The sequence below is a fragment of the Nonomuraea sp. NPDC004186 genome (assembly GCF_053603495.1).
Genome location: NZ_JBSGFQ010000016.1, coordinates 1 through 23,681, shown reverse-complemented (window position 1 = coordinate 23,681; position 23,681 = coordinate 1). Strand labels below are relative to the sequence as shown.

Annotated in this window: 21 protein-coding genes and 1 pseudogene; 4 read left to right on the top strand and 18 right to left on the bottom strand. The window is 71.2% G+C overall.

From position 1 onward, the window contains the following. Positions 1–62: 62 nt before the first annotated feature. The 3 genes from ACWEPL_RS15630 to ACWEPL_RS15620 form a co-directional block, all read right to left on the bottom strand. Entirely contained in the window at positions 63–1,187 is a 1,125-nt protein-coding gene (locus ACWEPL_RS15630; RefSeq protein WP_452436513.1) for a DUF58 domain-containing protein, read from the bottom strand. Beyond that, on the bottom strand, positions 1,184–3,340 hold the full coding sequence (locus ACWEPL_RS15625; protein WP_452436512.1) for a hypothetical protein: 2,157 nt from the start codon (positions 3,338–3,340) through the stop codon (positions 1,184–1,186). Before ACWEPL_RS15625 ends, ACWEPL_RS15630 begins: the two co-directional genes overlap by 4 nt. A 93-nt stretch (positions 3,341–3,433) precedes the next feature. Beyond that, positions 3,434–3,850, bottom strand: coding sequence for a YbaB/EbfC family nucleoid-associated protein (locus ACWEPL_RS15620; protein WP_350733978.1), 417 nt, complete (start codon positions 3,848–3,850; stop codon positions 3,434–3,436). Between the two features lie 145 nt (positions 3,851–3,995). On the opposite strand from ACWEPL_RS15620, the gene ACWEPL_RS15615 reads away from it, so the two are divergent. Next, on the top strand, positions 3,996–4,277 hold the full coding sequence (locus tag ACWEPL_RS15615) for a hypothetical protein (protein WP_355201210.1): 282 nt from the start codon (positions 3,996–3,998) through the stop codon (positions 4,275–4,277). Further along, a complete protein-coding gene (locus ACWEPL_RS15610) occupies positions 4,277–5,407 on the top strand; it encodes a hypothetical protein (protein ID WP_449903776.1) in 1,131 nt (376 codons plus the stop codon). Before ACWEPL_RS15615 ends, ACWEPL_RS15610 begins: the two co-directional genes overlap by 1 nt. Here the strand turns inward: ACWEPL_RS15610 and ACWEPL_RS15605 are convergent. The 12 genes from ACWEPL_RS15605 to ACWEPL_RS15550 form a co-directional block, all read right to left on the bottom strand. After that, the gene (locus tag ACWEPL_RS15605; RefSeq protein ID WP_452436511.1) at positions 5,404–6,126 is read right to left on the bottom strand and encodes a class I SAM-dependent methyltransferase; all 723 of its coding nucleotides are present in this window, start codon (positions 6,124–6,126) and stop codon (positions 5,404–5,406) included. The genes ACWEPL_RS15610 and ACWEPL_RS15605 overlap by 4 nt on opposite strands. A 52-nt stretch (positions 6,127–6,178) precedes the next feature. Further along, entirely contained in the window at positions 6,179–6,502 is a 324-nt protein-coding gene (locus ACWEPL_RS15600; protein ID WP_350733985.1) for a winged helix-turn-helix domain-containing protein, read from the bottom strand. Further along, positions 6,483–6,893, bottom strand: coding sequence for a hypothetical protein (locus ACWEPL_RS15595; protein WP_452436510.1), 411 nt, complete (start codon positions 6,891–6,893; stop codon positions 6,483–6,485). The genes ACWEPL_RS15600 and ACWEPL_RS15595 overlap by 20 nt, the downstream gene beginning before the upstream one ends. Positions 6,894–7,018: 125 nt before the next feature. Then, a complete protein-coding gene (locus ACWEPL_RS15590) occupies positions 7,019–8,053 on the bottom strand; it encodes a LacI family DNA-binding transcriptional regulator (protein WP_452436509.1) in 1,035 nt (344 codons plus the stop codon). 5 nt (positions 8,054–8,058) lie between these two features. After that, positions 8,059–11,988, bottom strand: a complete 3,930-nt coding sequence (locus ACWEPL_RS15585; RefSeq protein WP_452436508.1) for a carboxypeptidase regulatory-like domain-containing protein — start codon at positions 11,986–11,988, stop codon at positions 8,059–8,061. A 58-nt stretch (positions 11,989–12,046) separates the two neighbouring features. Continuing rightward, the gene (locus ACWEPL_RS15580; protein ID WP_452436507.1) at positions 12,047–12,874 is read right to left on the bottom strand and encodes a cupin domain-containing protein; all 828 of its coding nucleotides are present in this window, start codon (positions 12,872–12,874) and stop codon (positions 12,047–12,049) included. After that, complete coding sequence (locus tag ACWEPL_RS15575; protein WP_452436506.1) at positions 12,871–13,776, bottom strand: DUF6807 domain-containing protein; 906 nt, start codon at positions 13,774–13,776, stop codon at positions 12,871–12,873. The genes ACWEPL_RS15580 and ACWEPL_RS15575 overlap by 4 nt, the downstream gene beginning before the upstream one ends. Continuing rightward, complete coding sequence (locus ACWEPL_RS15570; protein ID WP_452436505.1) at positions 13,773–14,870, bottom strand: Gfo/Idh/MocA family protein; 1,098 nt, start codon at positions 14,868–14,870, stop codon at positions 13,773–13,775. Before ACWEPL_RS15570 ends, ACWEPL_RS15575 begins: the two co-directional genes overlap by 4 nt. A 25-nt stretch (positions 14,871–14,895) precedes the next feature. After that, entirely contained in the window at positions 14,896–16,176 is a 1,281-nt protein-coding gene (locus ACWEPL_RS15565) for an ABC transporter substrate-binding protein (protein ID WP_452436504.1), read from the bottom strand. A gap of 22 nt (positions 16,177–16,198) precedes the next feature. Next, positions 16,199–17,026: a carbohydrate ABC transporter permease gene (locus ACWEPL_RS15560; protein ID WP_350733998.1), complete on the bottom strand. Its 828-nt coding sequence runs from the start codon at positions 17,024–17,026 to the stop codon at positions 16,199–16,201. Then, positions 17,019–17,915 (bottom strand): carbohydrate ABC transporter permease, encoded by an 897-nt coding sequence (locus ACWEPL_RS15555; RefSeq protein ID WP_350734011.1) that lies wholly within the window; start codon positions 17,913–17,915, stop codon positions 17,019–17,021. Before ACWEPL_RS15555 ends, ACWEPL_RS15560 begins: the two co-directional genes overlap by 8 nt. Before the next feature lie 318 nt (positions 17,916–18,233). Further along, complete coding sequence (locus ACWEPL_RS15550; protein WP_363966904.1) at positions 18,234–19,226, bottom strand: LacI family DNA-binding transcriptional regulator; 993 nt, start codon at positions 19,224–19,226, stop codon at positions 18,234–18,236. 254 nt (positions 19,227–19,480) lie between these two features. Here ACWEPL_RS15550 and ACWEPL_RS15545 point away from each other — a divergent pair, with 254 nt between their 5' ends. After that, positions 19,481–20,800: a serine hydrolase domain-containing protein gene (locus tag ACWEPL_RS15545; protein WP_363966906.1), complete on the top strand. Its 1,320-nt coding sequence runs from the start codon at positions 19,481–19,483 to the stop codon at positions 20,798–20,800. 124 nt (positions 20,801–20,924) lie between these two features. Continuing rightward, positions 20,925–21,335 (top strand): hypothetical protein, encoded by a 411-nt coding sequence (locus ACWEPL_RS15540; RefSeq protein WP_452436503.1) that lies wholly within the window; start codon positions 20,925–20,927, stop codon positions 21,333–21,335. Positions 21,336–21,532: 197 nt separating this feature from the next. Here ACWEPL_RS15540 and ACWEPL_RS15535 read toward each other — a convergent pair whose 3' ends face one another. From ACWEPL_RS15535 to ACWEPL_RS15525, 3 genes and pseudogenes are all read right to left on the bottom strand, one after another. Continuing rightward, positions 21,533–22,138 carry an NAD(P)H-dependent oxidoreductase gene (locus ACWEPL_RS15535; protein ID WP_452436502.1) on the bottom strand — a complete coding sequence of 202 codons (606 nt, stop codon included), beginning with the start codon at positions 22,136–22,138 and terminating at the stop codon, positions 21,533–21,535. Between the two features lie 37 nt (positions 22,139–22,175). Next, positions 22,176–23,150 carry an alpha/beta hydrolase gene (locus ACWEPL_RS15530; protein WP_452436501.1) on the bottom strand — a complete coding sequence of 325 codons (975 nt, stop codon included), beginning with the start codon at positions 23,148–23,150 and terminating at the stop codon, positions 22,176–22,178. A 128-nt stretch (positions 23,151–23,278) separates the two neighbouring features. Beyond that, positions 23,279–23,681: pseudogene (locus ACWEPL_RS15525) on the bottom strand (hypothetical protein); the annotation flags it as partial.

Sequence of the window (23,681 nt, the reverse complement as noted above, 5' to 3'; positions counted from 1 at the left end):
GGGGTCCGCTGGGGTCGCGGTGCGCCCCTGCGGCACCGCGACGTCGTGAGGCGGCGGACCGGCTAGCGAGGCCATGCCGCCGCCAGTTCCGCCAGGTCGCTGACCTCGATGACCGTCACCCCGGCCGCCGCGGGCCGCCCGCCCTCCACCGGCTCTCCCACCCGCACGAACAGCACCTCGTCGAAGCGCCGCCGCACGGCCGCCGCGTCCGCGAGGCCGTCGAACGAGCCGCTGACCAGCACCAGCGCCCCGCCCGAGCCCGCCCGCCGCAGCGCGTGGAGCGGCGCGTCCGCCTGCTCGGAGCGCTCCACCACGGCGAGCCGGTCCAGGACCTCCTCGGTCTCGCCCGGCCCGCCCCTGGAGTGCAGCAGCTCCCCCGCCCCCGTGAGCAGCCGCACGGGAAAGCGGTCGCGCGCCACTGCGCAGGCCACCGACGCCGCCACGTCCACGGCCAGCTCGAACTCGTCGTCCCCTTCGTACGACGAGTGCCGGGTGTCCAGGACCGTGACGGTGCTCGGCAGGTTGACGTCGGTCAGCTCCTTGACCATGAGGACGCCGGTGCGGGCCGTGGAGCGCCAGTGGACGTGCCGCAGGTCGTCCCCGATCACGTAGTCGCGCAGCCCGTTGAAGCTGATCGCCCCGTTCGGCGCGGATCGCGAGTCGAGCCCGTCGAGGTGCCTGCGGCGGCCGGCGTGCGGGGGCGCGAGCGGCACCGTACGCGGCCGGACCAGGAGCAGGTCGGTGCGCCCGTACGCGATCGAGCGCCGCGCCAGCCCGAACGGGTCGGTGCGGTCGAGCAGCAGCGGCCCGACGGGCGTCTCCCCGCGCCGCCGGGTGGGCAGCCGGTACGACACCGTCCGCGCGGTGTCGCGCGCCAGCGCCGGCACCTCGACCGTGACGGACGTGCCCCGGCAGGTGTCGCGGGCCACCAGCCCCGCGTGGCGCCGGCGGCCGGTGTTGCGCACGTGCAGGAGGGCCACCGCGGGGTCGCCCCTGGCCACCTTCACCGGCGTCAGCTCCCGGCGCACGTCCAGCCCGGCGCCGCGCAGGGTCCACAGCGCGCCCGCGCCCACGGCGGCCAGCCCCGCCACCGCGAGGACAGCCGCCTGGGCGTACCCGAACGGCGCCCCCACGGCGTAGACCAGCACCGAGGCCGCCGCCAGGCCCCACCCCGCCCTGGTGATCATTCGCACTCCCAGAGCGGGGCCGCGGGGAAGCCCCCCTTCGGGGTGTCCATCAGCACGTCGTTGAGCCACCCGTTGCCGCGGCCGGACTCCACCTTGTTCCAGACGTCGCTGCTCATGCCCGTGTCCGTGTCGGTGTAGGCGGCGCCCTTCTGCTGGCAGAGCACGGTCATCGTGATGTACTCGCCCTTGGGGATGCGCCCCGCCTCGGCGCCGGCGCTGGGCCCGGAGCGGATCAGGGTGTCCCTGTTGTTGTTGTTGGCGTTCCTGAACTGGGCGGACGGCGGACGCAGGTCGGCCGTGGCCTCCGCGCGCTCCTCGCTCTCGCCCGCCGCGTTCTTGGCCCGCAGCGTCCAGGTGTAGGACTGGCCGTTCTTGAGCCCGGTGACCTCCGCGCTGGTGCCGTCGGGCGATCCCGGGTGGTTGCCGGGCCCGTCCAGCGTGTACGTGACGCCGCCGTCCCGCGCGTTCTCGGGGGCGGACCAGGTCAGGTCGGCGCCGTGGTTCTTGCCCTTGGCGGCGAAGCCGGACGGCTGCCCCGGCGCGACGCACGGGCGCACGGGCACGGACGGCTGGGACTCCACCTCGCCGCCGGACCATTCGGCGACCACCCGGAACGTGTACTCCTGGTCGCACCGGCCGCCGTTCACCCGGAACTGGTACGGCCCGTCTGGCTGCACGCGGGACGGCGTGACGTCGGACGCGCCCTTGAGCGTGTACGCCTTGACCGTGCCCTGGCGGGACGGCGTGAAGGTGACCTCCATCCAGCCGGGCCCGGACTTGGCCGTCACGGATCCCGGCGGATCGGGGGTCTGGGTCGGCGTCGGAGTGGGCGTCGGGGTCGGAGTCGGCGTGTCCGTAGGAGTGGGGGTCGGGGTGGGGGTCTTCGTCACGGTCACGGTCGGCACGGCCGTCTTCGTCTTCGTCGGAACGGACGTCGGCTTCCCGGTGGGCTGCCTGGTCGACCGGGTGGGCACCAGGGTCGGCTGCACCACCGAGGGTGTGTAGGTCGGGATCGGCAGCGGCGTCGGCGTGTCCTTCTGGCCGAGCGCCTCGTCGTACTTGCCGACCCGGTGTCCCCTGCCGTCCTGCTCGATGACCAGGGCGGTCTCGCTGAACTGGTCGTTCACCCAGAGCAGCCCGTCCTTGACGAACACCTCCAGCGGTCCCGCCTTGCCCGTGACGACCTTCTCGGGCTCGAACGCCTTGGCCACCGTGTCGTACACGATGAGCCGGCCCTTGCTCTCGTCGGCGATGTAGACGCGCCGCCCGAGCGCCTGCGGCGCCCCCAGCTTGCCGCCCTTCACCGAGACCGTGGTCAGCCCGCCGCCGGCGGTGTCGACCAGGACGAGCGCGCCCTTCCTGGGCTCCAGGATCGGCACGATCTGGCTCTCGGCCACCGCCGGGACCAGCAGCCCGCCGCCGCCCGCGCCCGTGACCGTGCTGGGCAGGGACACCTGGAGCCGGGTGCCCGCCGGGCCGATCAGCATGGCGGAGGCGGCGGCGGAGTTCGTGACCAGCGGGGCGCCGTTCGCGAGCGTCAGGGTGAGCGGGTCGCCGGGCTCGCCGACCGTCACGGCCTTGACCTGCCGGCCGTCCTTCACCTGGACCAGCGTGCCCTCCTCGGGCACCGGCACCCACAGCGTGCCGTCCTTGCCGAGGCCGGCCTGGCCGAGCGGCGCCTTGAGGGTGAGCGGGGAGCCGATCGTGCTCACCGTCAGCGGGTCGAGCTGCTGCACGGTGCCGGCCCGCGGGTCGACCCCGTACGCCTTCCCGCCGCCCATCACGATCTGCATGCCGCCCGCGCCGAGCGTGTTGGTCTGGGCGACCTCGAGCTGGGTGGGGTCGATGCGGCCGACCTTGCCGGTGGGGTCCATGACGAGCACGTTGTTGCCGTCCTGCACCACCTTGAGCGGCTCCCCCTCGGCGGAGGCCAGGTCCACGCGGCCGTCCAGCTGCCCGGACAGGCCGTTGGCGTGCACCACCTCACCGTTGAGCGCGCTGCCGAGCCACGCCCCGACGTCGGAGAGCTTGGGGCGGGCGCTGGAGACGCCCTGGCCCAGGAACAGGCCGACGCCGACCAGCACGGCGACGAGGGCGCCCGCGACGATTCCCGCCGCCCGCCGTCCCGCCGCATTCCGCCACCGAATGGCCACCGACTCACATCCCGTACGTGTACGTGCCCGCGGAAACCCTAGGGGGGCGTCCGCGGATCGCGAGGTTCCTTCAAATAACCTGGAAGTGTCCGATCACCGGCTGTCACGCGTCCGATCGTCGATGGCCCGCAACTGCTCGTCCATGGACGACTCGAACGACTCCAGCACGCTGCCGAACTGCTCGTCGAGCAGCTCCCTGCCGGGCAGCGCGCCGCCCAGCGTCTCCGCCATGACGGCGTCGACCTTGGCGGCGACGTCGTCCTGGGCCTCCTGCGCGGCCCGCAACACGGCCTCGGCCAGCTTCTGGCTGTCCAGCCGCATGGCCCTGGGCGCGAGGACGACGTCCATGAGCCGGCCCGAGGCGCCGGCGGTCACGCGTACCTGACCGTCCGCCGCCTCGCCGTGGCCGACGACCACGTCGATCTCGCTCCTGAGCTCCTCGACGCGGGCCAGCATGTCCTCCGCCCGCGCGGTGATCCGTTCCAGCTCTTCGGGGTCGAAGTCGTTCACCGTACCTCCCGGGTCTCTGCGACGGGAGAGTACGGGGGAGGCCCGCCATTTCGGAAAAAGTTGAAGCATGCGAAGTTTCATTGCTCTGACTAATGGATTAATGGCAGATTTCTCAGCGGCTAATCCGTGGGAAAGGTGCCATTTCATGAGCGGTGGAATCCGGATCGATCCGGGCGCGCTCCTGGCCGCGGGAAAGCGGTGCGAGGACGCGCGGGACGCGCTGAAGCCGTTGCTGCCCGACTTCGAGCGGAATGCCGCGCCGGCCGACGGCTGCTTCGGCCTTCTGGAGCGCGGCGGCAAGGAGCTGGAGGAGTCGTACCGGGAGTACCACCAGGAGTTGCTCGGCTTCGCCAAGGACCTGGTGGCCAAGCTCGACGACACCGCCACCGGGCTGCGGGAGAGCGCTGAGCGGCTGGGGGGCGGCTGATGTCCGGGCCCTTCGCCCCCGTCGTCGACCTCGTCAACACGCTGAAGAACACCGTCGCCTCGATCGGCGACGACGAGCAGGAGCAGCGCCTGCTGGCCATGGCCGCGGCCTGCCGCCGGCTCAAGAGCGGCATCGAGGGCCTGGAGCCGGCGCTCTCCCCCATCCCCGGCTCGCTCCAGGGGTGGATCGGCGGCGACGCGGACGTGTTCCGGCAGAAGTGGCGCGGCTACCTGGCCCCCGAGTTCCGGGCCACGGCGGCCGAGCGGCTCGGCGACGCCGCCGACGTGCTCGACCAGGCCGTGGAGGCGTCCAGGAAGACCAGGGAGGCGCTCAACCAGCTGATCACCTCGCTGATCGCGTCGGTGTCCGCGGGTGTCGTCGCGTCGCTGGCGGCGGCGGGCCTGAGCACGTTCGCGGTGTGGGCGTCCAGCGCCGCGACCGCCGCCCGCGGGGCGGCGACGGCCACCGGCATTCTGAGCCGCTTCGCCGCGGTGCGCGCCGCCGCGGCGGCGGCCATGCGCGGGTTCACGACGATGATGGGCAGGTCGGGCCTGGTACGCGGCCTCAGCATGTACGCCGGCGGCGGCTTCCGCCAGACGGCCCTGGCCGCCCTGGGGAAGTACGGCCAGATCCACGGCTGGTCGTTCGGCGGCAACCTGCTGGCGGGCGGCGTGGCCAGGGGTGTCTTCGGCCAGAACCCCCTCGACATCTCCATCCTCTCCCTCGCCCAGACCGCCAACGCCTCCACCGTCGCCGGCTTCACCGGGCCCCTCGGCCAGACGAAGTACTTCACCGGGCTCGCCGCCAGCCGCCCGCTCGTGAACAACGTGGCCATGGGCGCCCTCGCGGGCGGCGTGCCGGCCTTCTGGAACGCCAGGGTGGAGGGCAAGTCGTGGAGTGCCACGCTCGGGGACGTGGCGCTGTTCAGCGGCATCGCGGGCGGCTTCAACGGTGCGGTCGGGCGGCTGTTCAACCCGGCGCGGGGCCAGTGGGGCGTGCCGTCGCCCGCCTGGTTCAAGAAGCTGCCGCCGATGGCGCAGAGCTCGCTGCTGGGCTTCGCGCCCAGCGTGGGGCTCCGGCTCGCGGTGCCCTTCGCCCCCTCCTCGCCGCCGCCGCAGCTTGACCGTTAACGGTTCCGGGCCGTCAGGGCGAAACGGCGGGCGGTCGCTTCGAGTGGCATGTCAGCGTGCAGGGCGCGGAGGCGGTCCTCGTACGCGCCGGCGTCGAAGCCCGGGACCTGCCAGGAGACGACCCGCAGGTAGAGCACGAGCGCTCCGACGTCGTGGAACACGACGGGGTAGCCGGCTTCCGCGCTCCAGGTGACCTCGAGTCCGGCGGCGTCGAGCGCGGCGGCCGCGCCGGCGAGGTCCCAGGCGTGGTCCTCGTGCGGCGGGCCGCCCAGCGCCGCGTTGAGCTCCTCCAGGTCGCACCCGGCCACCTGCTGGGTGACGAACGTGCCGCCCCCGGCCAGGAGGCGGCGGATCTCGTGCGGTTCGTACGACTCGTGCCGGTCGACGATCAGCTCGAACGAGCCGTCGGGGAAGTGCCCGGTCGACTCGGTCACCTCGACACCCAGCGGCTCCAGGCGGTCGCGGGCGATCGGGAGGTTCGGCGGGTAGCCCTCGGTGGCGGCGGTGCGCGGCGGGAGCGGCGCCAGGGACGCCAGCAGCTCGCCCCCTCCGGTGCCGAGGTCGAGCAGCGACGGCGTGCGCGGGAGCCGGTCGCGCACCAGCCGCTCGTAGTCCCAGGGCAGGTCGCCGGCCGTGGTCATCCGGCCGCGGAACACCGCCCAGTCCCACCCCTCGAACGGCGTGGCCAGCGCGTCGCGGATCAGCTCCTCATACTCCATGGGCATGATCGTGCCCCGGGGACCGGCCGTTCCGCACGTCCTTTTCGCCCGGTCACTCGGGCGGGGGCGGCCCGTCCGGCGCGGGCATCCGGGAGAGCGCGACGATCCGCTCCAGCGCCGCCGCGTGCCGCTGGAACGCCAGCCGCCCCGCGGGGGTCAGCCGCACGTACGTGCGCCGCGCCCGCTTGTCCTGCCCCTTGTGGACCTCCACGTACCCGGCGCCGGCCAGTGCGGAGACCTGCTTGGACAGCGCCGAGTCGCTGGTGCCGATCGTGTCCCTGACGAACCCGAAGTCGACCCAGTCGGCCGGCGCCAGCACCGCGACCACCGACAGCCGCGCGGGCACGTGCAGGAACTCATCGAACTGCGGGTCCATGAGCCTGCAGCGCAATCGACGTGATGATCCTTCGGACCACGGGCATGACCGCGATGTACACCACGGCCGCCAGGGCACCGCCGACCATGGCCTGCGACAGGAATCCCTGCGCCGGCAGACCGAACAAGGCGAAGCCGGCGATCCGGCCGATGACGAAGAACACGAAGAGAATGGGCGTCATGCCGATGAAGACCCCGATCATCGGAGCCGTGGGCCTCGGCTGGACAGTGACCCGGAACGAGTGCAGGAGTCCGGAGCCGATGAACACCGCGAGCCCCAGCCCGCGAGCGAGGGAGTCCCAAGGCTGCCCGAGATCGATCGACGTGAACACGGCGAAGAGCCCGAGCGCCGAGACGATCACAAAAGACCAGGGGAAGATCTTGCGGACCATCTCCTCTCGAGTCCTGTCCTGGAAGTCCCGGATCTGGTTGAGCGAAGCCTGGGCATCCTGCGGATTCATACGCCACCCCCGTGGTCGACTACTTTCCTATGAGGAAAGTAGCATCTACTTTCCCCTCAGGAAAGTCGTGGAGCCCCAGGTGTGCTCTCGCGCAGGACGACCCGGGCCGGGAGCCGCACATCGCCCGCGCTCTCCTCGTCCGACAGCGCGAGCCGCATCGCGCTCAGGCCCGCCTCCCGCAGCGGCACCGCCACGGAGGTGAGGGCGGGCACCACGTCCAGCGCCGAGGCGATGTCGTCGAAGCCCGCCACCCCGATGTCCGCGCCCGGGACCACCCCGGCGTCGCGGAAGGCCGTCATGGCGCCGATCGCCATCACGTCGTTGACCGCGAACACCGCCTCCACGTCCGCCAACCCCCGCTCCACCAGCCGGCGCGCCGCGTCGTAGCCGCCCGCGTGCGTGAAGGCCGTCTCGATCGCCAGCGGCTCGGGCACGCCGGGGCCCAGCCCCGCGCGGAAGCCCTCGTGGCGGTCGCGGGACGTGCGCAGCTCGTCGGGGGCGTGGAAGACGGCGAAGCGCCGGTATCCCGCCTCCACCAGCGCCCGGGCGAGGTCGCGGGCGCCGCCGTGGTTGTCGATCGTGACGGTGCCGAACGGCAGGTCCCGCTGGCTGATCATGACGACCCGCCCGCCCGCCGTCCGGTACTCCTCCAGCTCCTCGATGAGCGCGTCCCGGGTCGCGGAGCCCGCGACCCGGCTGCCCGCGACGATGATCACGCGCGGCCGCTGGCCCCGCAGCGTCCTGACGATCTCCAGCTCGCGCTCGGGCGAGCCGTCGGCCACCGCCATGGTGACGATGAGCTGAGCGGCCTCGGCCGCCTGGGTGACCCCGGCGGCGATGGAGGAGAAGTAGGGGTCGGCCACGTCGCGCACCACCAGCGCGACGGTCCTGGTCGAACCCTTCGCGATGGCCTGCGCCGACAGGTGCGGCTCGTAGTTGAGCTTGGCCGCCGCCGCGCGCACCCTGGAGACGTTCTCGGACCTGACGTTGCGCGTGCTGCCGTTGAGCGCGCGCGACGCCGTCGCGATGGACACGCCCGCCTCGCGGGCGACGTCGTGCAGGGTGGGCGGGGCCGTGGACCCCTCCTCCATACCGGTCATTCTGTCACCAGAGTCAGCGGGTCGCTCCTGGTCACCCCCGCCGCGTTCGCCAGCTCGGCCACGTACGTGCGCGTCCCCGCCGGCCGTCCGGACAGGACGGTGGCGGCGCTCTGCGCGGCCGGGGTGGCGGCGTCGAGCTGCCGGCTGTCGACGAGGACCCCGTCCTCGTAGAGGCGGTAGGAGGTGGCGTTGGTGCCCCACCACATGTTCATGCGGATGGTGTACTCGCCGTCGCCGTCCCAGTTGTCCGAACTGAGCACGGGTTCGCCGGGGTTCGCGTCGGTCACGACGACCCGTACGGACGTGGTGGCGGTCCGGCCCGCCTGGTTCAGCAGCTCGCCGGTGTAGACGTAGGCGCCGTTGGGGCGGCCGGTGACGGGGACGGTGGCCTTCTGGGCCGACGGCGTCCTCGGGGCGAGGTCGCGCCTGGCGATCTCCTTGCCGTTCTCGTACAGGACGAACACCCTGGCGTTGACGCCGTACCAGAGGTTCATGGTCACGTCGTAGGTGCCGTCGTGGAGGCCGTTCCGCCACCCGCTCGTGGTCGAGAGCGCCGCCCGCGCGGGCGGCGCGGTGGCGCCGTCCTGCGGCAGCTGGGGCTCGGGGCGGGTGACCTTGATCCGGTACGTGGCGTCGGCCGTGCCGTCCTCGGCGACCACCTTGACCGCGACCTCGGTGTCGCCGACCGGGAGCGACACGGGCGGGGCGGCGGCACCGCTCGCGACCGGCTGCCCCTGGACCGTGATGGCGGACTTCGGGTTGAGCGCGGTCGGCGTGAACACGACCCGGTCCCCGGGAACGGTCAGGGCGTAGGCGAGGACGTCGGGGTCGAAGGCCGGCTCCAGCGTGCCCGCGTCCGGGACGAGGCCGGACAGGGTGGTGTCCTGGGCGAGCGGGCGGCGCCTGATCTGGAGGGTGTGGGTGGCCTCGGTGCCGTCCTCGGCGGTGACCACGACGGGCACCTCGGCCCCGGTCGCGCCCAGCGTGACCTTCCGCGTCGCCTGCGCGCCGGCGGTGCGCTCGCCGGAGATGCTCACCGACCTGGCGAACGGGCTGCGGGCCACGGCGGTCACCTCCACCTCGGTGACCCGGGCGGGCACGTCCAGCACGTCGCCGTCGGGCGCGCCCTGGCTGGTGTCGACGCTGAGCAGGCCCGTGTCGTCGCGGGCGAGGCCGACCCCCTGGGCGACCCGGAGGTCGTCGAGGTGGATGCCGCCGTAGTTGGTGCTGTTGGCGTAGTAGTCGATCTGCGCCACGGTGTCCATCGCGGTCCTGAACGCGGCCCCTTCGAGCGCCTTCCGGCCGTCGATCAGCAGGTCGAAGCGCTGGTTGACGGTGTCGATCACGGCCTTGACGTGGTACCAGCGGCCCGGCTCGTACGCGCCCACCGTGCGCGTGGTCGTGCCCGCGTAGGCGACGATCGTGTTCTTGGTGAAGGCGAGGCTGACGGCGTTCTGACCGCTCGCGTTCCTGACATAGGGGACGGACCACCAGTGGTTGCCCGAGGTGTAGGGCTGCTCGCTCATGACGCGGGCCTCGACGGTCACGACGCCCTTGAGCGCGAACATCCGGGAGACGCCGGTGCTGCCGCTGTTCGCGGTGCGGGTGAGCTTCAGGCTCTTGCCGCCCGGCGTCTCGACGACCTCGACGCTCCCACCCGTGGAGCTCACGGTGAGCCCGTCACCGCTGGTCAGCGGCCCGGTCGGCAGGTCGTCGAAGTCGTGCACGGCCACGTAGTCCGGGATCGGGCGGACGAGGAGCAGCGCGCCCGCGTCGGTCGCCGTGGCCGCCTCCACGGTCAGCCCGGACCGGCTGGCCGTCACGTATCCGCCGGACGCGGCCTGGACCAGATAGCCCTCCCCCACCGGGACGTTCTCCACGGTGAAGGCGCCGTCGGGGCCGCTGGTCGCGGTGGCGAGCGCCTGGCCGCCGTCCTTGACGGTGACCGTGGCGCCGGGCAGCGGGCGGGCGGCCTGGTCGAGCACGCGTCCGGTGACCGAGCCGACCGTGCCGGCCGAGGCCATGGTCAGGCGGACGGTGACGGTGTTGCCGGGGCGCACGTTCACGGTCTCGGTGGCGCTCGCGTAGCCGTTCCTGGCGGCGGTCACCTCGACGCCGTCGGCGAAGGGGAGGTCCCTGATCGCGAAGCGGCCGTCGGCGCCGGTGGTCGCCGTCCTGCCCGCCGCCGTCACGGTCGCGCCCGCGACGGGGGCGCCCGAGGGGGTGCGGGCGGTGCCGGTGACGGACTCGGTGGTGGCGTCCTCGGCGGTGGTGTACTCGAAGGCGCCGATGTCCGCGCCGCCGTTGTAGAGCGGGGTCCCGGCGTAGTCGCGGCCGCCGTTCCCGGTGATCTCGGCGCCCGCGTCGATCGCGTACGAGCCGGAGGAGACGCGCAGGCCGTACGCGGTGTCGAGCCGGGGGCCCGACTCCGGGGTGCCGTACGGGCCGGTCGGCGGCGCCTTCGCGAACAGCGGGTCGGCCACCACGGCGCCGGTGTCGCCGTCCGGGACCGCGAGGTCGGCGCCGCCGTACAGGTTGTGGCTGTAGGCGATGGTCGGGCTGGTCGTCAGCGTCGCCGGGCGCGTGGAGTACAGGAGGTTGTCGGAGATGTCGTAGCGGGCCTCGATGTAGGAGCCGTACCCGTAGATGAGGTAGTCGCTCTTGTCGTTGTAGATCGTGTTGTTGTGGACCTTGGCGGTCGCGGCCCGGTCGGAGTGCAGGTAGATCTGGTAGCGGGTGTTGCTCGCGATCACGTTGTTCCTGACCACGGCGTCACCGAACGCGAACTGGCACAGCAGCACGCCGTCGCCGTTGCCGTGCAGGTAGTTGTACTGCACGACCTGGCGGGTGGTGCCCTTGTCCGGGTCGATCCCGTTGGAGTCGGCGCCGCCGGCCTTCTGCTGCGTCTCGTACACCTCGTTGAACTGGAACGTCACGTCGTCGGCGTAGTACGACTCGATGCCCGAGGTGCCCGCCCGGTAGACGACGTTGCGCTCGACCAGCGCGCCCCGGACGTTCGTGAGGTACATGCCGTTGCAGCCGTAGGCCGTGTCGGCCTGGGTTACGTGGTTGTTCCTGATGACGATGTTCGTGTGCGGGGTGAACTTGGGGTCGTCGGCGTTCTGCCGCGTGCCCCAGCCGGTGGCCGTGGCGATCGTCTCGCCCGCGTCGTTCTTGCCGTCCCCGGTGTACTGCTTGAACACGATCCCGGCGAACGAGGTGTTGGCGACCGTGGAGTTCTGGATGACCACGTCGTTCAGCACGGTCGCCCTGTCCGGCGGCGTGTGGATGTCCGGCACCGTCGTGTCGAACACGATGCCGCCCGTCTTCTTCGAGCCGTCCCACCCGGTCTTGAAGCGCACGCCGGGCGCGTTGTTGTCGGTGCTGCCGCTGATCCAGTTGACCTGGCCGGTGACGTCGTGCACGGCCACGCCGTCGATGACGAAGCCGTCGAGGGTCTGGCTGTTGTCGCCGGAGACGTGGATGCCGCGCAGGTCGCGCAGGTTCTCGCCGGGGGTGCCCGTCGGCGGAACCTCGTTCGTGACCTCCAGGTTGCGGATGGTCCAGAACTCCTGGTTGAACAGCCGGACGGCGTCGCCGACCTGGCCCGCGCCGTCGATGCGGGGCTTGCCGCCCTCGCCGTACCTGTCGACGGTGATCGGCGCGCCGCTCTCGCCCGAGCCCTTGGGCCAGAGCTGGCCGGTCCACCGCTGTCCGGCGCGCAGCAGGATGCGGTCGCCCGGGCGGAACGTGGTGTCGTTCACCTTGCCCAGGCTCCTCCAGGGGTGTGCCTGGTCGAGGCCCGAGGCCGAGTCATCGCCCGTCGCGGCGTCTACGTAGTACGTGGTGCCCGCCGTGGCCGTGACTGTGGCCGTGGGCGGGGTGGATATCAGGATCATGGCAGCGGTCAGCAGTTGGGGGAACATCGCCGGGCTCCTGGGGGGTGATTTCGGCGCGCCCCTCGCAGGGCGCGCCGGTGGGCGATCAGCTCGGTTCTGGGGTGTGGATGATCGGGTGGGCCACGTCGTGCGCGCGGAGGTTGCCGCACATGCCCCACCGGTCGTGCGGCGGGCTCTCCATCAGGGCGGAGCGCCGCAGGTGCGCGCCGTCGCCGCGCTCCAGGGCGTCGAGGATCCCGGCGGTGCGGCGGGTCTCCTCGGCGACCGTGCCCTCCCAGATCGTGCGCCAGGCCGCGGCCTTGGGGCGTACGAGCGCGATGGCGTGGTCGTAGAACCGGTGCAGCGGGGCCAGGTCGCCGTCGGCTGCGGCGTCGGCCAGGCGCAGGAAACCCTCGACGGCCAGCTCGCGCCGGCGCTGTACGGCCTCCTCGATGTCACGGAGCGCGCCCGCCGCACCGGGCGCGAGTCCTTCGGGGGGTGTGGAGGACGCGGGAGGCCCGCCGGTCGGGAGCGGGCCGCCGGACGGGGGCGACGGGGGCAGGGTGGCGGCCTGGCGGTAGCGCTCGGGGTCGGCCACGATCTCCGGGGGGAACGTCATGACCGCGTCCCCGGCCTCGGGCAGGCCCGCGTTCGACATCACGACCACCACCTCCAGGCCGCCCCCATTTTCGGCGCGGTTGACCGCGCGGTGGATGGTGCCGGGCGTGAACCACACGGTCGTCCCGGCGCTCAGCGCGGTCTCGCGCAGCCCGTTCACGTCGAGCGTCTGCAGCGTGCCGTGCCCGCCGATGACCACGTACGCCTCCGTCGAGGCCGTGTGCAGGTGCGGCGTGCCGCCCTCCAGGCCGTCGGCGCACGGGCTGCCCGAGTAGACCGACAGGCGGCTGACGGACGTGCCTCCGGGGAACGTCATGCCAGTGCCGCCCTCCCCTGCTTGGCCAGCAGCTCCGTGCCCTCCTCGCCCCGGTCGCCGTCGGCGATCACGACCGCGTACCGGAACCGCAGCGACTGCCCGTCCGGCAGCTCGACCTCCTCGCTGAAGAACGGCGCCGGGCACAGGCAGGCGAAGTCCTCGCTGCGCGCGAACCACTGCGGCGGGTGCTGCGGGTTGTCGGCGGCGTCCACCATGACGACCGTCGACTGGTCGCCGCTCTCGTCGTGCCGGCCGCGGAAGCCGAACCACTCGGCGCGCGTGCCGCGCAGCTCGTCCCCGCCCGCGCCGGCGGGCGACTGGATGATCCCGCCGGTGAACGACCGGGGCCCGCGCCAGAAGAGCCCGCCGTACCCGGCGTTCTCGCGGCCCTTCGTGGTCGGGGAGCCGAACGCGAGCGTGCCGCCCGACACGTTGGTCATCTCCGTGTCGAACACCAGCGCCCACGTGGCCTCGTCCACGACGTGCGCGGCCAGCGAGCGCCGCTCCTCGATGACCGGGTCGCCGGCCTGCGCGGCCCAGTCGAGCGTGTGCCCGAGCTCGACCCGCTCGCCGGTGGCCGCCAGGGTGGTCATCTCGCGGTGCGTGGCGCTGCCGTTGTTCTCGAGCTGCACGTAGAACCGGCCGTGCACGTACGTCGGCCCGCCCCAGAAGTTGTGCTCCCCGACGTGCGGCAGCGACCAGGCGATGCCCTTGTGCCAGACGTGGTCGTGCGGCCTGAACAGCGACACGAGCCGGCCGCCGAGGGTGCGGATCGGGTGCAGGTACGGCTTGGGCGACTCCAGCACCGGCGTGTCGGGGCTGTAGACGTACGTGAACAGCTCGACGTCGCCGGCCGCGACGGTCACCGACCGGCCGAGCGCGTGCGTGGCCTGCAGGGTCACGGGTTCCTCACCTTTTCCCAGGGGGCGCCCGTGCCGTCCATGCGCCGGGCGAACGGGCTGTCAGCAGTGATCTGTCCGGCCTGTACGCGTTCGCCGGTGAAGGCGGAGGTGTACAGCGCGGCGATGAACTCCATCGTCCGGCGGGTGTCCTCGGCGGTGACCGGAGGCGCCTCACCCCGGTCGAGCGCGTCGAAGACGGCGGCGAGCCAGCCGTCGTGGCCGCTCGACGTGGTCGTGCGCCCCTGCGCCCACAGCTCCGACACGCTCTCCTGGCCCGGCGCCGGGGTCACGGTCCAGTCGTCGTCGGTGTAGCCGTACAGGTGCTCCACCTCCACGGTGGCGCGCTCGTAGTCGAAACGGAGCTGGGAGGTCTGCCTCGGGGACACGACGGAGTTGACGATCGTGGCCACGGCGCCGTTCTCGAACGTCACCAGCGCCAGCGACACGTCCTCGGTGTCCACCGGGCGCGCCTGGCGGGCGGCCACGGCCGTGACCTCGCGCCACGGGCCGAGCACCGAGAACAGCAGGTCGAACTGGTGGATGCCGTGCCCCATCGTCGGGCCGCCGCCCTCCGACTCCCACGTGCCGCGCCACGGCACCGCGTAGTACTCCTCGTCTCGGTACCACTGGGTGTTGCAGGTGGCCAGCAGCGGGCGGCCCAGCTCGCCGGCCTCCTGCAGCCGGCGCAGCCGGAGCGCGCCCGCCCCGAAGCGGTGCTGCAGGACGGTCGCCACGTGCGCCATCGAGCGGCGCTCCGCCTCGATCACCGCGTCGAACTCCGCGAGTGAGAGCGTCGGCGGCTTCTCCACCAGCGCCGTGACCCCGGCCTCCAGGCACGCGATGGCCAGCGGGGCGTGCAGCTGGGGCGGCGTGCACAGGTGGACGAGGTCCACCTGCTCCTCCCGCAGCAGGTCGTCCAGGCTCGCGTGGGTGCTCGGCCCGCCGTACTTCCCGGCGAACTCGCCCGCCCGGCCGGCGTCCACGTCCGCCACCGCCACGAGTTCGGCCCGCCCCGACCCGAGCAGGGCCTGCGCGTGCGCGTGGGCGATCGCGCCGGTCCCGACGATCGCGGCCCGGTAGTTCCGTTGACTCAAGATGTTGCTCCTATGTGGGGGTCTGTCAGGCGCCGTCGATCTCGGCCTGCAGTTCCGTGATGAACGACTTGGCCGCCTGCTCCGGCGTCTCCCGGTCGAACAGCACCTCTTCCGTGTGCCGTTTGATGATGGCTTCGAGATCGCTGGCGCCGTTCGGGGTCACTCTAGGGGCTTGCCCTGCTTTGGCGGCGTCCAGATACTCCGCAGCGGCTTTGTCCGTTTCGGTGAGCTTCGGGGTGATGGCCGCGCGGATCTTCTTGTTCGCGGGGACGCCGCGGTCGGTCAGCAGGACGTCGGCCGCCTCCTGGCTGTTGGCCAGGAAGTCCACGAACAGCGCGGCCTCGGCCGGGTGCTTGCTGCGCGCCGAGATCGACCAGTACATCGAGGACTTGAAGTACGCGCCGGGTGACTTGGCCTGCGTCTCGCCGGGGAGCCTGAGCAGCTTCAGCTTGGCGCCGCTCGCCGTGGTCAGCGAGCTGAGCTGGGTGTTCCACCAGGTGGCGAAGACCGAGGCGTTCGTGGCCGTGCCCGACTGGTCGAGCGAGCCGCCGGCCCGCTCGATGGTGACCGACGGCGACGGCGTGACGCCCTGCTTGGCCAGGTCCTTGACGTAGGTCCAGTACGAGGCCAGCACCTCCGGCGGGACGGCGACCTTGCCGTTCGCGTCGAACAGGGCCGCGCCCGCCTGCCTGGCCCAGATGTTGAGCCCGCCCGCGTCGAAGCCCGGCGACTGCAGGCCGGTGACCTTGCCGCCGCCCGCCTTCGACACCTCGTCGCCGACCTTCTTCAGGTCCTCCCACGACCAGGTGTCGTCGTCCGGCAGCTTGATCTTGAGCTGGTCGAGGAGGTCGGTGTTGGCGACGATCGCGTACGTGGACAGGCCGACGGGGAGCGCGTACTGCTTGCCCTTGACCACGCCCGTGTCCAGGGCGGACTTGTCGAAGTCGGCGGTCTTGAGGTGTTTGCTCGCGGTGCCGAGGTCGAGCAGGGCGCCGCGCTCGGCGTACGAGGAGAGGTAGAGCTCGTCCATCTGGATGACGTCCGGCGCGTCGTTGGCCGCCACCGTGGTCGCGAGGCTCTCCCAGTAGCCGTTCCAGTCCTTGAACTCGCCCTTGACCGTGATGTTCGGGTACTTCTTCTGGAAGAGGTCGATGACCTGCTGGGTGCGCTTGTGCCGTTCGTCCGCGCCCCACCAGGTGAAACGGAGGGTGACCGGATCCTTCGACAGCTCCTGACCGGCGCTGCCGCCACTGCCGCACGCGCTGAGCATGAGCACCGACGCCATGGCGAGGGCTATTCGTCGCATGATGATTCCTCTTCGCGGGGGGTTACTTGCCGCCGGTCGTGGCGATGCCTCGGATGAGGTAGCGCTGGCCGACGAGGAAGGCGATGAAGACCGGGGCCAGGGACACCACGCTCATGGCGAACATGGATCCCCATGAGGTCGAGACCGTGGCGTCCACGAACGAGCGCAGCGCCACCGGCACCGTGTACATCTCCGGGTCCGTCAGGTAGATGAGCTGGCTGAAGAAGTCGTTCCAGGTCCAGATGAACGTGAAGATCACCGTGGTGGCGAGCGCCGGGAGCATCAGCGGCAGGATGATCCGCAGGAAGATCCTCGGGTGGCCGCAGCCGTCGATCCTGGCCGCCTCGTCCAGCTCGCGCGGCAGGCCGCGGATGAACTGCACCATGAGGAAGACGAAGAACGCGTCCGTGGCCAGGAACTTCGGCACCACCAGCGGCAGGAACGTGTTCACCCAGTCGAGCTGGGAGAACAGGATGTACTGCGGCACGATGATCACGTGGATCGGCAGCATGATGGTGCCGAGCATGATCGCGAACCACAGGCGCTTGCCGGTGAACTCCAGCCTGGCGAACGCGTACGCGGCCATCGAGCAGGACACCAGGTTCCCGATGATGCAGGCCAGCACGAGGATGGCCGAGTTGGCCAGGTAGTGGCCGAACGGGGAGGCCAGCGCGGTCCAGCCGGCGCCGTAGTTCTGGGTCTGGAGCCCGTCGAGGATCAGGCCGGGGCGGCGGAAGATCTCGTTGTCGGGCCTCAGGGAGCTGACCACCATCCACAGCACCGGGTAGAGCATGACCAGGGCGAGGAGGATGAGGGCGGCGTGCTTGATCAGCTTTCGGAGTTCAGTCATCGTAAACGACCCAGAATTTGGCGGCCCAGAAGTTGACGGCGGTGAAGCCGGCGATGATCACCAGGAGCAGCCAGGCGAGCGCCGAGGCGTACCCCATGTCGAAGTTGTGGAACCCGCGTTGATACAGGTAGAGCGTGTAGAACAGGGTCGAGTCGGACGGCCCGCCGGTGCCGCCCGAGACCACGAACGCCTGCGTGAACGACTGGAACGCATGGATGATCTGCAGGACCAGGTTGAAGAAGACGATCGGTGACAGGAGCGGGATCGTGATGCTCCTGAACTGCGTCCACTTCCCCGCCCCGTCCGTGGCCGCCGCCTCGTAGTACATCCTCGGGATCTGGCGCAGCCCGGCCAGGAAGATCACCATCGGGGCGCCGAACGTCCAGACGTTCAGAATGATCAGCGTCGACAGCGCGGTGTCCGGGTCGGAGATCCAGCCGCGGCCCTCGATGCCGAACAGCTGGTTGACCAGGCCGTCGGCACCGAAGATCTGCCGCCACAGCACCGCGATGGCCACGCTGGAGCCGAGCAGCGACGGCAGGTAGAACGCCGACCGGTAGAACGCCAGCCCGCGCAGCCCCTTGTCGAGCAGCAGCGCCAGCCCCAGGGCGGCGGCCAGCTGCAGCGGGACGGAGACGACGACGTAGATCAGCGTGACGCCGAGCGCCCGGTGGAGGCGGACGTCGGTGAGCATGCGGGCGAAGTTGTCCAGGCCGTTGAAGGTCGGGGGCTGGATGAGGTTGTAGTCGGTGAAGCCCAGCACGAAGGAGGCCACGATCGGGCCGGCCGTGATGAGCAGCAGGCCGACGAACCAGGGGGCGAGGAACGCGAAGGCGGCCTTGTTGTCCCGATTGCCGCCGCCGAGGGGTCCGCGGCTGCCCTTGCGCATGCGCTGGAGCTCGCCGAGAGCACTCACACGTGACCTCCTGGGGTTGCTGGAAAACGTATTCCGTTGGAAAACGTATTCCGCAGTTTGCACGCGCGTTACCTACGCGTCAAGGGTGTTACCGACCGACTACAGCGCCCGAGCGCGCCCGGTGCGGCGACCCGTTCGCCACCGCCATGGGCGGCACTCACGGCCCCGGCACCACCACCATCGACCGGCGCCCCCGGGACCGAGCCCCACTCGCGAATCCGCCAGCGGATCACAACTCGGCGGGCCCGGTGCCGCCACCACCACCCCCGGAAGCGGGCATAAGCGCAGGGGTTATTTCCTCGGGCGGGTGCTTTCGCGCACGATCAGCCGCCCTTCCAGGGTGAGCCGCCGCCCCGCACCCACATTTCCCAGTGCGAAACGGATCGCCTCCACCCCCGCCTGCGCCAGCGGAAGCGCGACGGTCGTCAATCGCGGCGTCACATCCCCGGCGAGCGGAATATCGTCGATGCCCGTCACGGAAACGTCCTCGGGAACCGCCAGCCCGGCGGCGCGAAATCCCGACATCGCGCCGATGGCGACGGTGTCGTTGACCGCGAGAACCGCGTCCGTGCCGGACATCCCCTCCCCCGCCAGCCGCCGCGCCGCGTCGAATCCGCCCTGGCGGCTGACTTCGCAATAAACGATCCGGATATCCCGATCGTCAAGGCCCCCGGCGCGAAGTCCGGCCATGAAACCGGCCGTACGCGAGCCCATGTTGCGAAGCTCGCGAGCGCCGCCGAATATCGCCACCCGCCGGTGCCCGGTTTCCGCCACGAATGCGCCCGCCGAGTGCCCGGCCGCGAAATCGTCGAATCCGATCGCGTCGAAAGTCATGTCCGTCTCGCCGACGATGACGACCCGGCCGCCCTCCCGTTCGTACGAACCGAGCTCCTTCAGCAGTCGCCCGCCGAGCGCGTTCGCCATGAACCGGCTGGAGGTCAGCACCAGCGCGCGCGGCCGCAGCGAGCGCAGCACCCGGACCGTCTCGAGCTGCCGCTCGACCGCTCCCATGGTGGACGAGACAGTGACGAACGCGCCGGCTGTACGGGCTTCCCGTTCCATCGCGGCCACGACCACGGCCATGGACGGCGTCGTGAGGTCGTCGGCGACGAGCGCGATCGAGTCGCTGGCCCGGCGCATCGCCCTGGCCGAGGCGTCCACCGTGTACCGCAGGGCCGCCGCGGCGGCCAGCACGCGGGCCTCGTTCTCGGGCGCCACCTTACGCGTGCTGCCGCCCAGGACCCTGGACGCGGTGGAGATCGAGACTCCGGCCGCCGCGGCCACGTCGTGCAGCGTGACCGTGGGCCTCGCCGCATGGGGCATCCGCAGTGTCCTTTCCGACGGTGAACAGACCGGTTTAGAAGAGTACCCGTACCGGATCGGCGGGCCCGCTCACCCGCCGGGCGCATCGTCCGTAAGGCCGAGAGTGTCATGCGTTCGGGATGACCCGTGTCATGGGGACTCGGTGACACGGCTCATGGGGACCCGGTGACACAGCGGACTAACCTCGCGAGCCCGGCTCAATCATGCTGACGACCATGACATCCCTCCGATTCAGGACACTGCTATCGACCGTGGGCCGTGCCGGACGGCTGGCCCTCGCGACCGGGATGGGGGCCGTGCTCGCCGCGGCGACCCTCACCGCACCGGCCGCCGCGCAGACGACGAGCGCCACCGGGACGAGCCAGGACGGCGGGCTGGACCGGCAGGCGCTCCGGAAGTCCCTGGACGCCGTCCACGAGGCGGGCATGTACGGCATCTACTCGCAGGTTCGCGACCAGGGTCAGACCTGGCAGGGCGCGTCCGGCGTGGCCGATGTCGACACGCGCCGCCCCGTACGGCCCGACATGGTGCACCGGGTGGGCAGCATCACCAAGACGTTCGTCTCGGTGGCCATCCTCCAGCAGGTGGCGCGCGGCGCCATCGATCTGGACGCCCCGATCGGCCGCTACCTCCCCGACCTCGTCCCCGGCGACCGCGGCCAGCGGATCACCGTACGGATGCTGCTCAACCACACCAGCCACATCGGCGACTACATCGGCTCGGCGTTCCCGTCGCTGCTGGAGGGCTCGGGCAAGAGCCTGGACGACAATCGCTTCCGTACGTTCACCCCGAAGGAACTGGTCGGGATGGGCCTGGCAGCCGCCCCGACCGGCGAGCCCGGGGCGATCCCCGGGTCGTACTCGAACACCAACTACATCCTGGCCGGCCTGCTCCTGGAGAAGGTGACGGGCACGGACGCCGAGCGGTACATCACCCGCAACGTCATCCGCAAGGCGGGCCTGCGGCACACGTCCTTCCCGCGCACCCCGGTCATCCCGGGACCGCACTCCAAGGCGTACGAGTCGCTGTTCGGCCTGATCGACCCGCCGCGCGACTACAGCGTCTACAACATGTCGTGGGGCGGGACGGCAGGCGCGATCGTGTCCACGATGGACGACCTCAACCGCTTCTACCGCGCGTTGCTGCGCGGCGAGCTGGTCGGCGCCGCGCAGGTCGCCGAGATGCAGAAGACGGTGACGGTGCTGGCCGGCGGGGCCGCGATCAACTACGGCCTCGGCCTCTACTCCCTCGACCTGCCGTGCGGCCGCTTCTGGGGTCACGACGGGGGCGTGTTCGGGATGATCACGCAGTCACTGTCCAGCCCGGACGGCAGCCGCCAGCTGTCCTTCGGGATCAACCTCGCGAAGTACCAGCGGATCGACGAGAACGGCGAGATCGTACCGAGCCCGATCGACTTCGCCCTGGTCGACCACCTGTTCCTGGCCCTGTGCGGCACCACCGCGCCCCAGGCCAAGTCCTCCCGGCTCCCGCTCACCCCGTTCCCGGCGGACAGGCTCGCTGCCGCGGTCCGTTGATCGCCTGGCAGGTGTGTTGCCCATCACTCTCGGAGTGCGGATTTGTCCACAGTTGATCGCATGGAATCTCCGTAATGTCCCTGCTGCCGGATCAACCGGTGCACGACAAACGGGGAGGAACCCAATGCGTAAGACTCTTGCGATCGCGGCTCTGGCCGGTTCGATGGCCGTCACCGGCCTCGCCCTGAGCCCGGTCGCCGCCCAGGCCGCCACCGCCACCACTGCTGCCACCACCTCGACGGGGACGAGCTGGGGGAAGTTCTTCTCCAGCGACCGCAAGGCCTACACGTTCGGCAAGACGTGGAAGAGCGGCCACGTGGTCCACACGAAGTGGTACGGCGTGGACAAGGTCGGCGGTAAGAAGGGCTGGGTGTGGTTCGAGTTCTACCAGAACGGTAGCTGGCACAAGTTCAACCGCTCGTTCGACGGCAAGGTGGTCGGGAGCTGGAGCGGCAAGGGGATCAAGAAGGTCTACTCGTTCACCTGCTGGGCCGGCAAGTTCGACAACTGCGGCCGCAAGTACCGCATCTACTAATCCGCCTGATCTCCTGACCCACCTCCACACGCGGTCCCCAGGCCCGGCGCCCCGCGCGCCGGGCCTTTCCGCGCTTCAGCGGGCCCGCCGCTTCGTCGGTCAACGGGCGGGCGCTCGGTCGCCGCAGCTGCGTTGGGGACTTCGAGGACGGTCCCTGATCCAGACTTCGAGGGCGGTCCCTGACCCACCGCCGCTGGTCAGAGGGACCGTGCCAGCTCGGCCGCCCGTGCCAGGTGCCCGGCTTTGACGGCGGCCCAGTGATCGGGATCGCCGGCGCCCTCGCCATCGCGCAGCACCGAACCCCCGAACACGACGAGCTCGCTCGCCTTCGCCCGCTCGCCGATCCGGTCGGTGAGCATGGTGGTCCTCATCGCCTGGTGGCAACCCGACGCGTCGAGCTCGGCGACGCTGTACCCGGCCGTGCACAGGACGAGCGCCTGCCGAGCCACTCGCACGCTTAGGGGCTTGTACGCGAATCCCGTCGTCCACACGCGGTCGAACCAGCCCTTGAGCCGCGCCGGGCAGTCCGTCCACCACACCGGATAGACGAACACCCACACGTCGGCGGCATTGAGCCTGGCCTGCTCGGCGGCGACGTCATCGGGGACGCGCGCGTCAACGCGGCGGCCGGACTCGCGCTCGTACTCCTCCAATGTGAGTTCCGAGCGGAAGTCCATCGCGTAGAGGTCCGAGACCGTACGCGTGTGGCCGGCGTCGTCGAGCCCGCCCAGGAACGCGTCGAGAACTTCGCGCGTGAAGCTTCGCTCGCTCGGGTGCGCGTAGACGATGTGGACGTGAGTCACGCACCTATTCTCGTGCGCTCACGCAACTCCTGGATCCTCACCCGGTGAAGGCCTCTCCGAGGAACGCGGCGATCTCCGCCCGCGCGGCCTTCGCCTGCGGCACCACGCCCGGCATGCTGAGGAACGCGTGCGTCGCTCCGGGTTGTTCGGTGAGCCGCGCGGGCGTCCCGGCCGCCCGCAGCCGGTCGGCGTAACAGCGGCCGTGGTCGGCCACCGGATCGATGGTCGGCACCACCACGAGTGCCGGGGCCAGCCCGCCCAGGTCGCCGGCGTACAGCGGCGACACCGTACGGGGATCCGATCCGGGCGGAACGGCGAGCCGCTGGAACAGCCGCATCTGCGTCATGGTGAGGCCCGGGCCGTGGGCGTGCCGGCGCATGGAGGCGAGGTCGAACCCCGCCGAGGTCAGGTCGACAGCGGCATTGACCAGCACCTGCGCCCGCAGGGGCAGGCCGGACTCCCTGGCCCGGATCGCGGCCAGGGCCGTGACCAACGCGCCGGTGCTCTCACCGAAGACGGCGACCCGTGCCGGGTCGACTCCCCATTGCCCGGCGTGCCGCACCACGTGCCGGAGCACGTCCCAGCCGTCGTCGACGACCGCCGGCAGCGGGGTCTCCTGGTCGAGGAGGCGGTGCTCGACCGAGACGACGACCGCGGGCAGCCGCGCGGCGAGGTGGCTGTTGACCCAGTCGCTCTGCACCGCCGTGCCCACGAACCCGCCTCCGTGCACGTGGAGCACAAGAGGCAAGCCGGCCTGCCCGGCCGAGGGCCGGTACACCCGTACCCGGAGCCTGCGGTCGTGCAGCGCCACCTCCTGCCACCGGATCGTGGCGCCGCGGTCCGGAAATCCGGTGATCAGCCGGGCCAGGCGGGACGACCGCTTGCGGTTCACCGCCTCGCGCAAGACGACCAGCTCTTCGGCCGTCATCGCCAACCAGTCCGGCTCCTTTCCCAGGGCATGCATCAACCGGATGCCCAGCGGCGGCCGCTCCGTTGCGGTGACCTCGCCCATGTGTCCCCCCTAGTTCCGCTACCTCAAGTATCGATACCAAGGGTAGCGCAATAGGCTTTCGTGTGAGCAGGACCTGAGTGAGCGCATCCGCCGGCCCCGGTTCGCCTGGGCGGGGTGCCGCCTGCGCTTCACCGCCGCAGTTCGGGCACCACGTATTCGAAGGTGGGACCGGCGGTGGTGCCGTCTTCGTCGGGCATCCGCATCAGGGCCTGGGCCTGGCCCTTGAGCGCGTACATGGTGCCGGTGGCGGCCCCGAGCAGCTTCGGGCTGCCGTTGAAGGCCTGCTCGAGCTGGCTCAGCAGGGTGCAGTAGGTGTGGTTGAACTCTTCCTGCGCGGTCCTGATCGCGTTGCCCGGCTCGTGGTCGGACAGCCGCGGGTTGTGGCGCATCGGGGGTACGCCGGTCAGGTTCACCTGGATGGCCTCGCCGGTGGGCCCGCTCTGCGGGGTGTCGCCCCGCTGGTAGCGGCGGCCGAGCTTGAGCTCCTGGAAGCGGTAGTAGTGGCCGACTTCTTGGCGTTCGGGGTGGAAG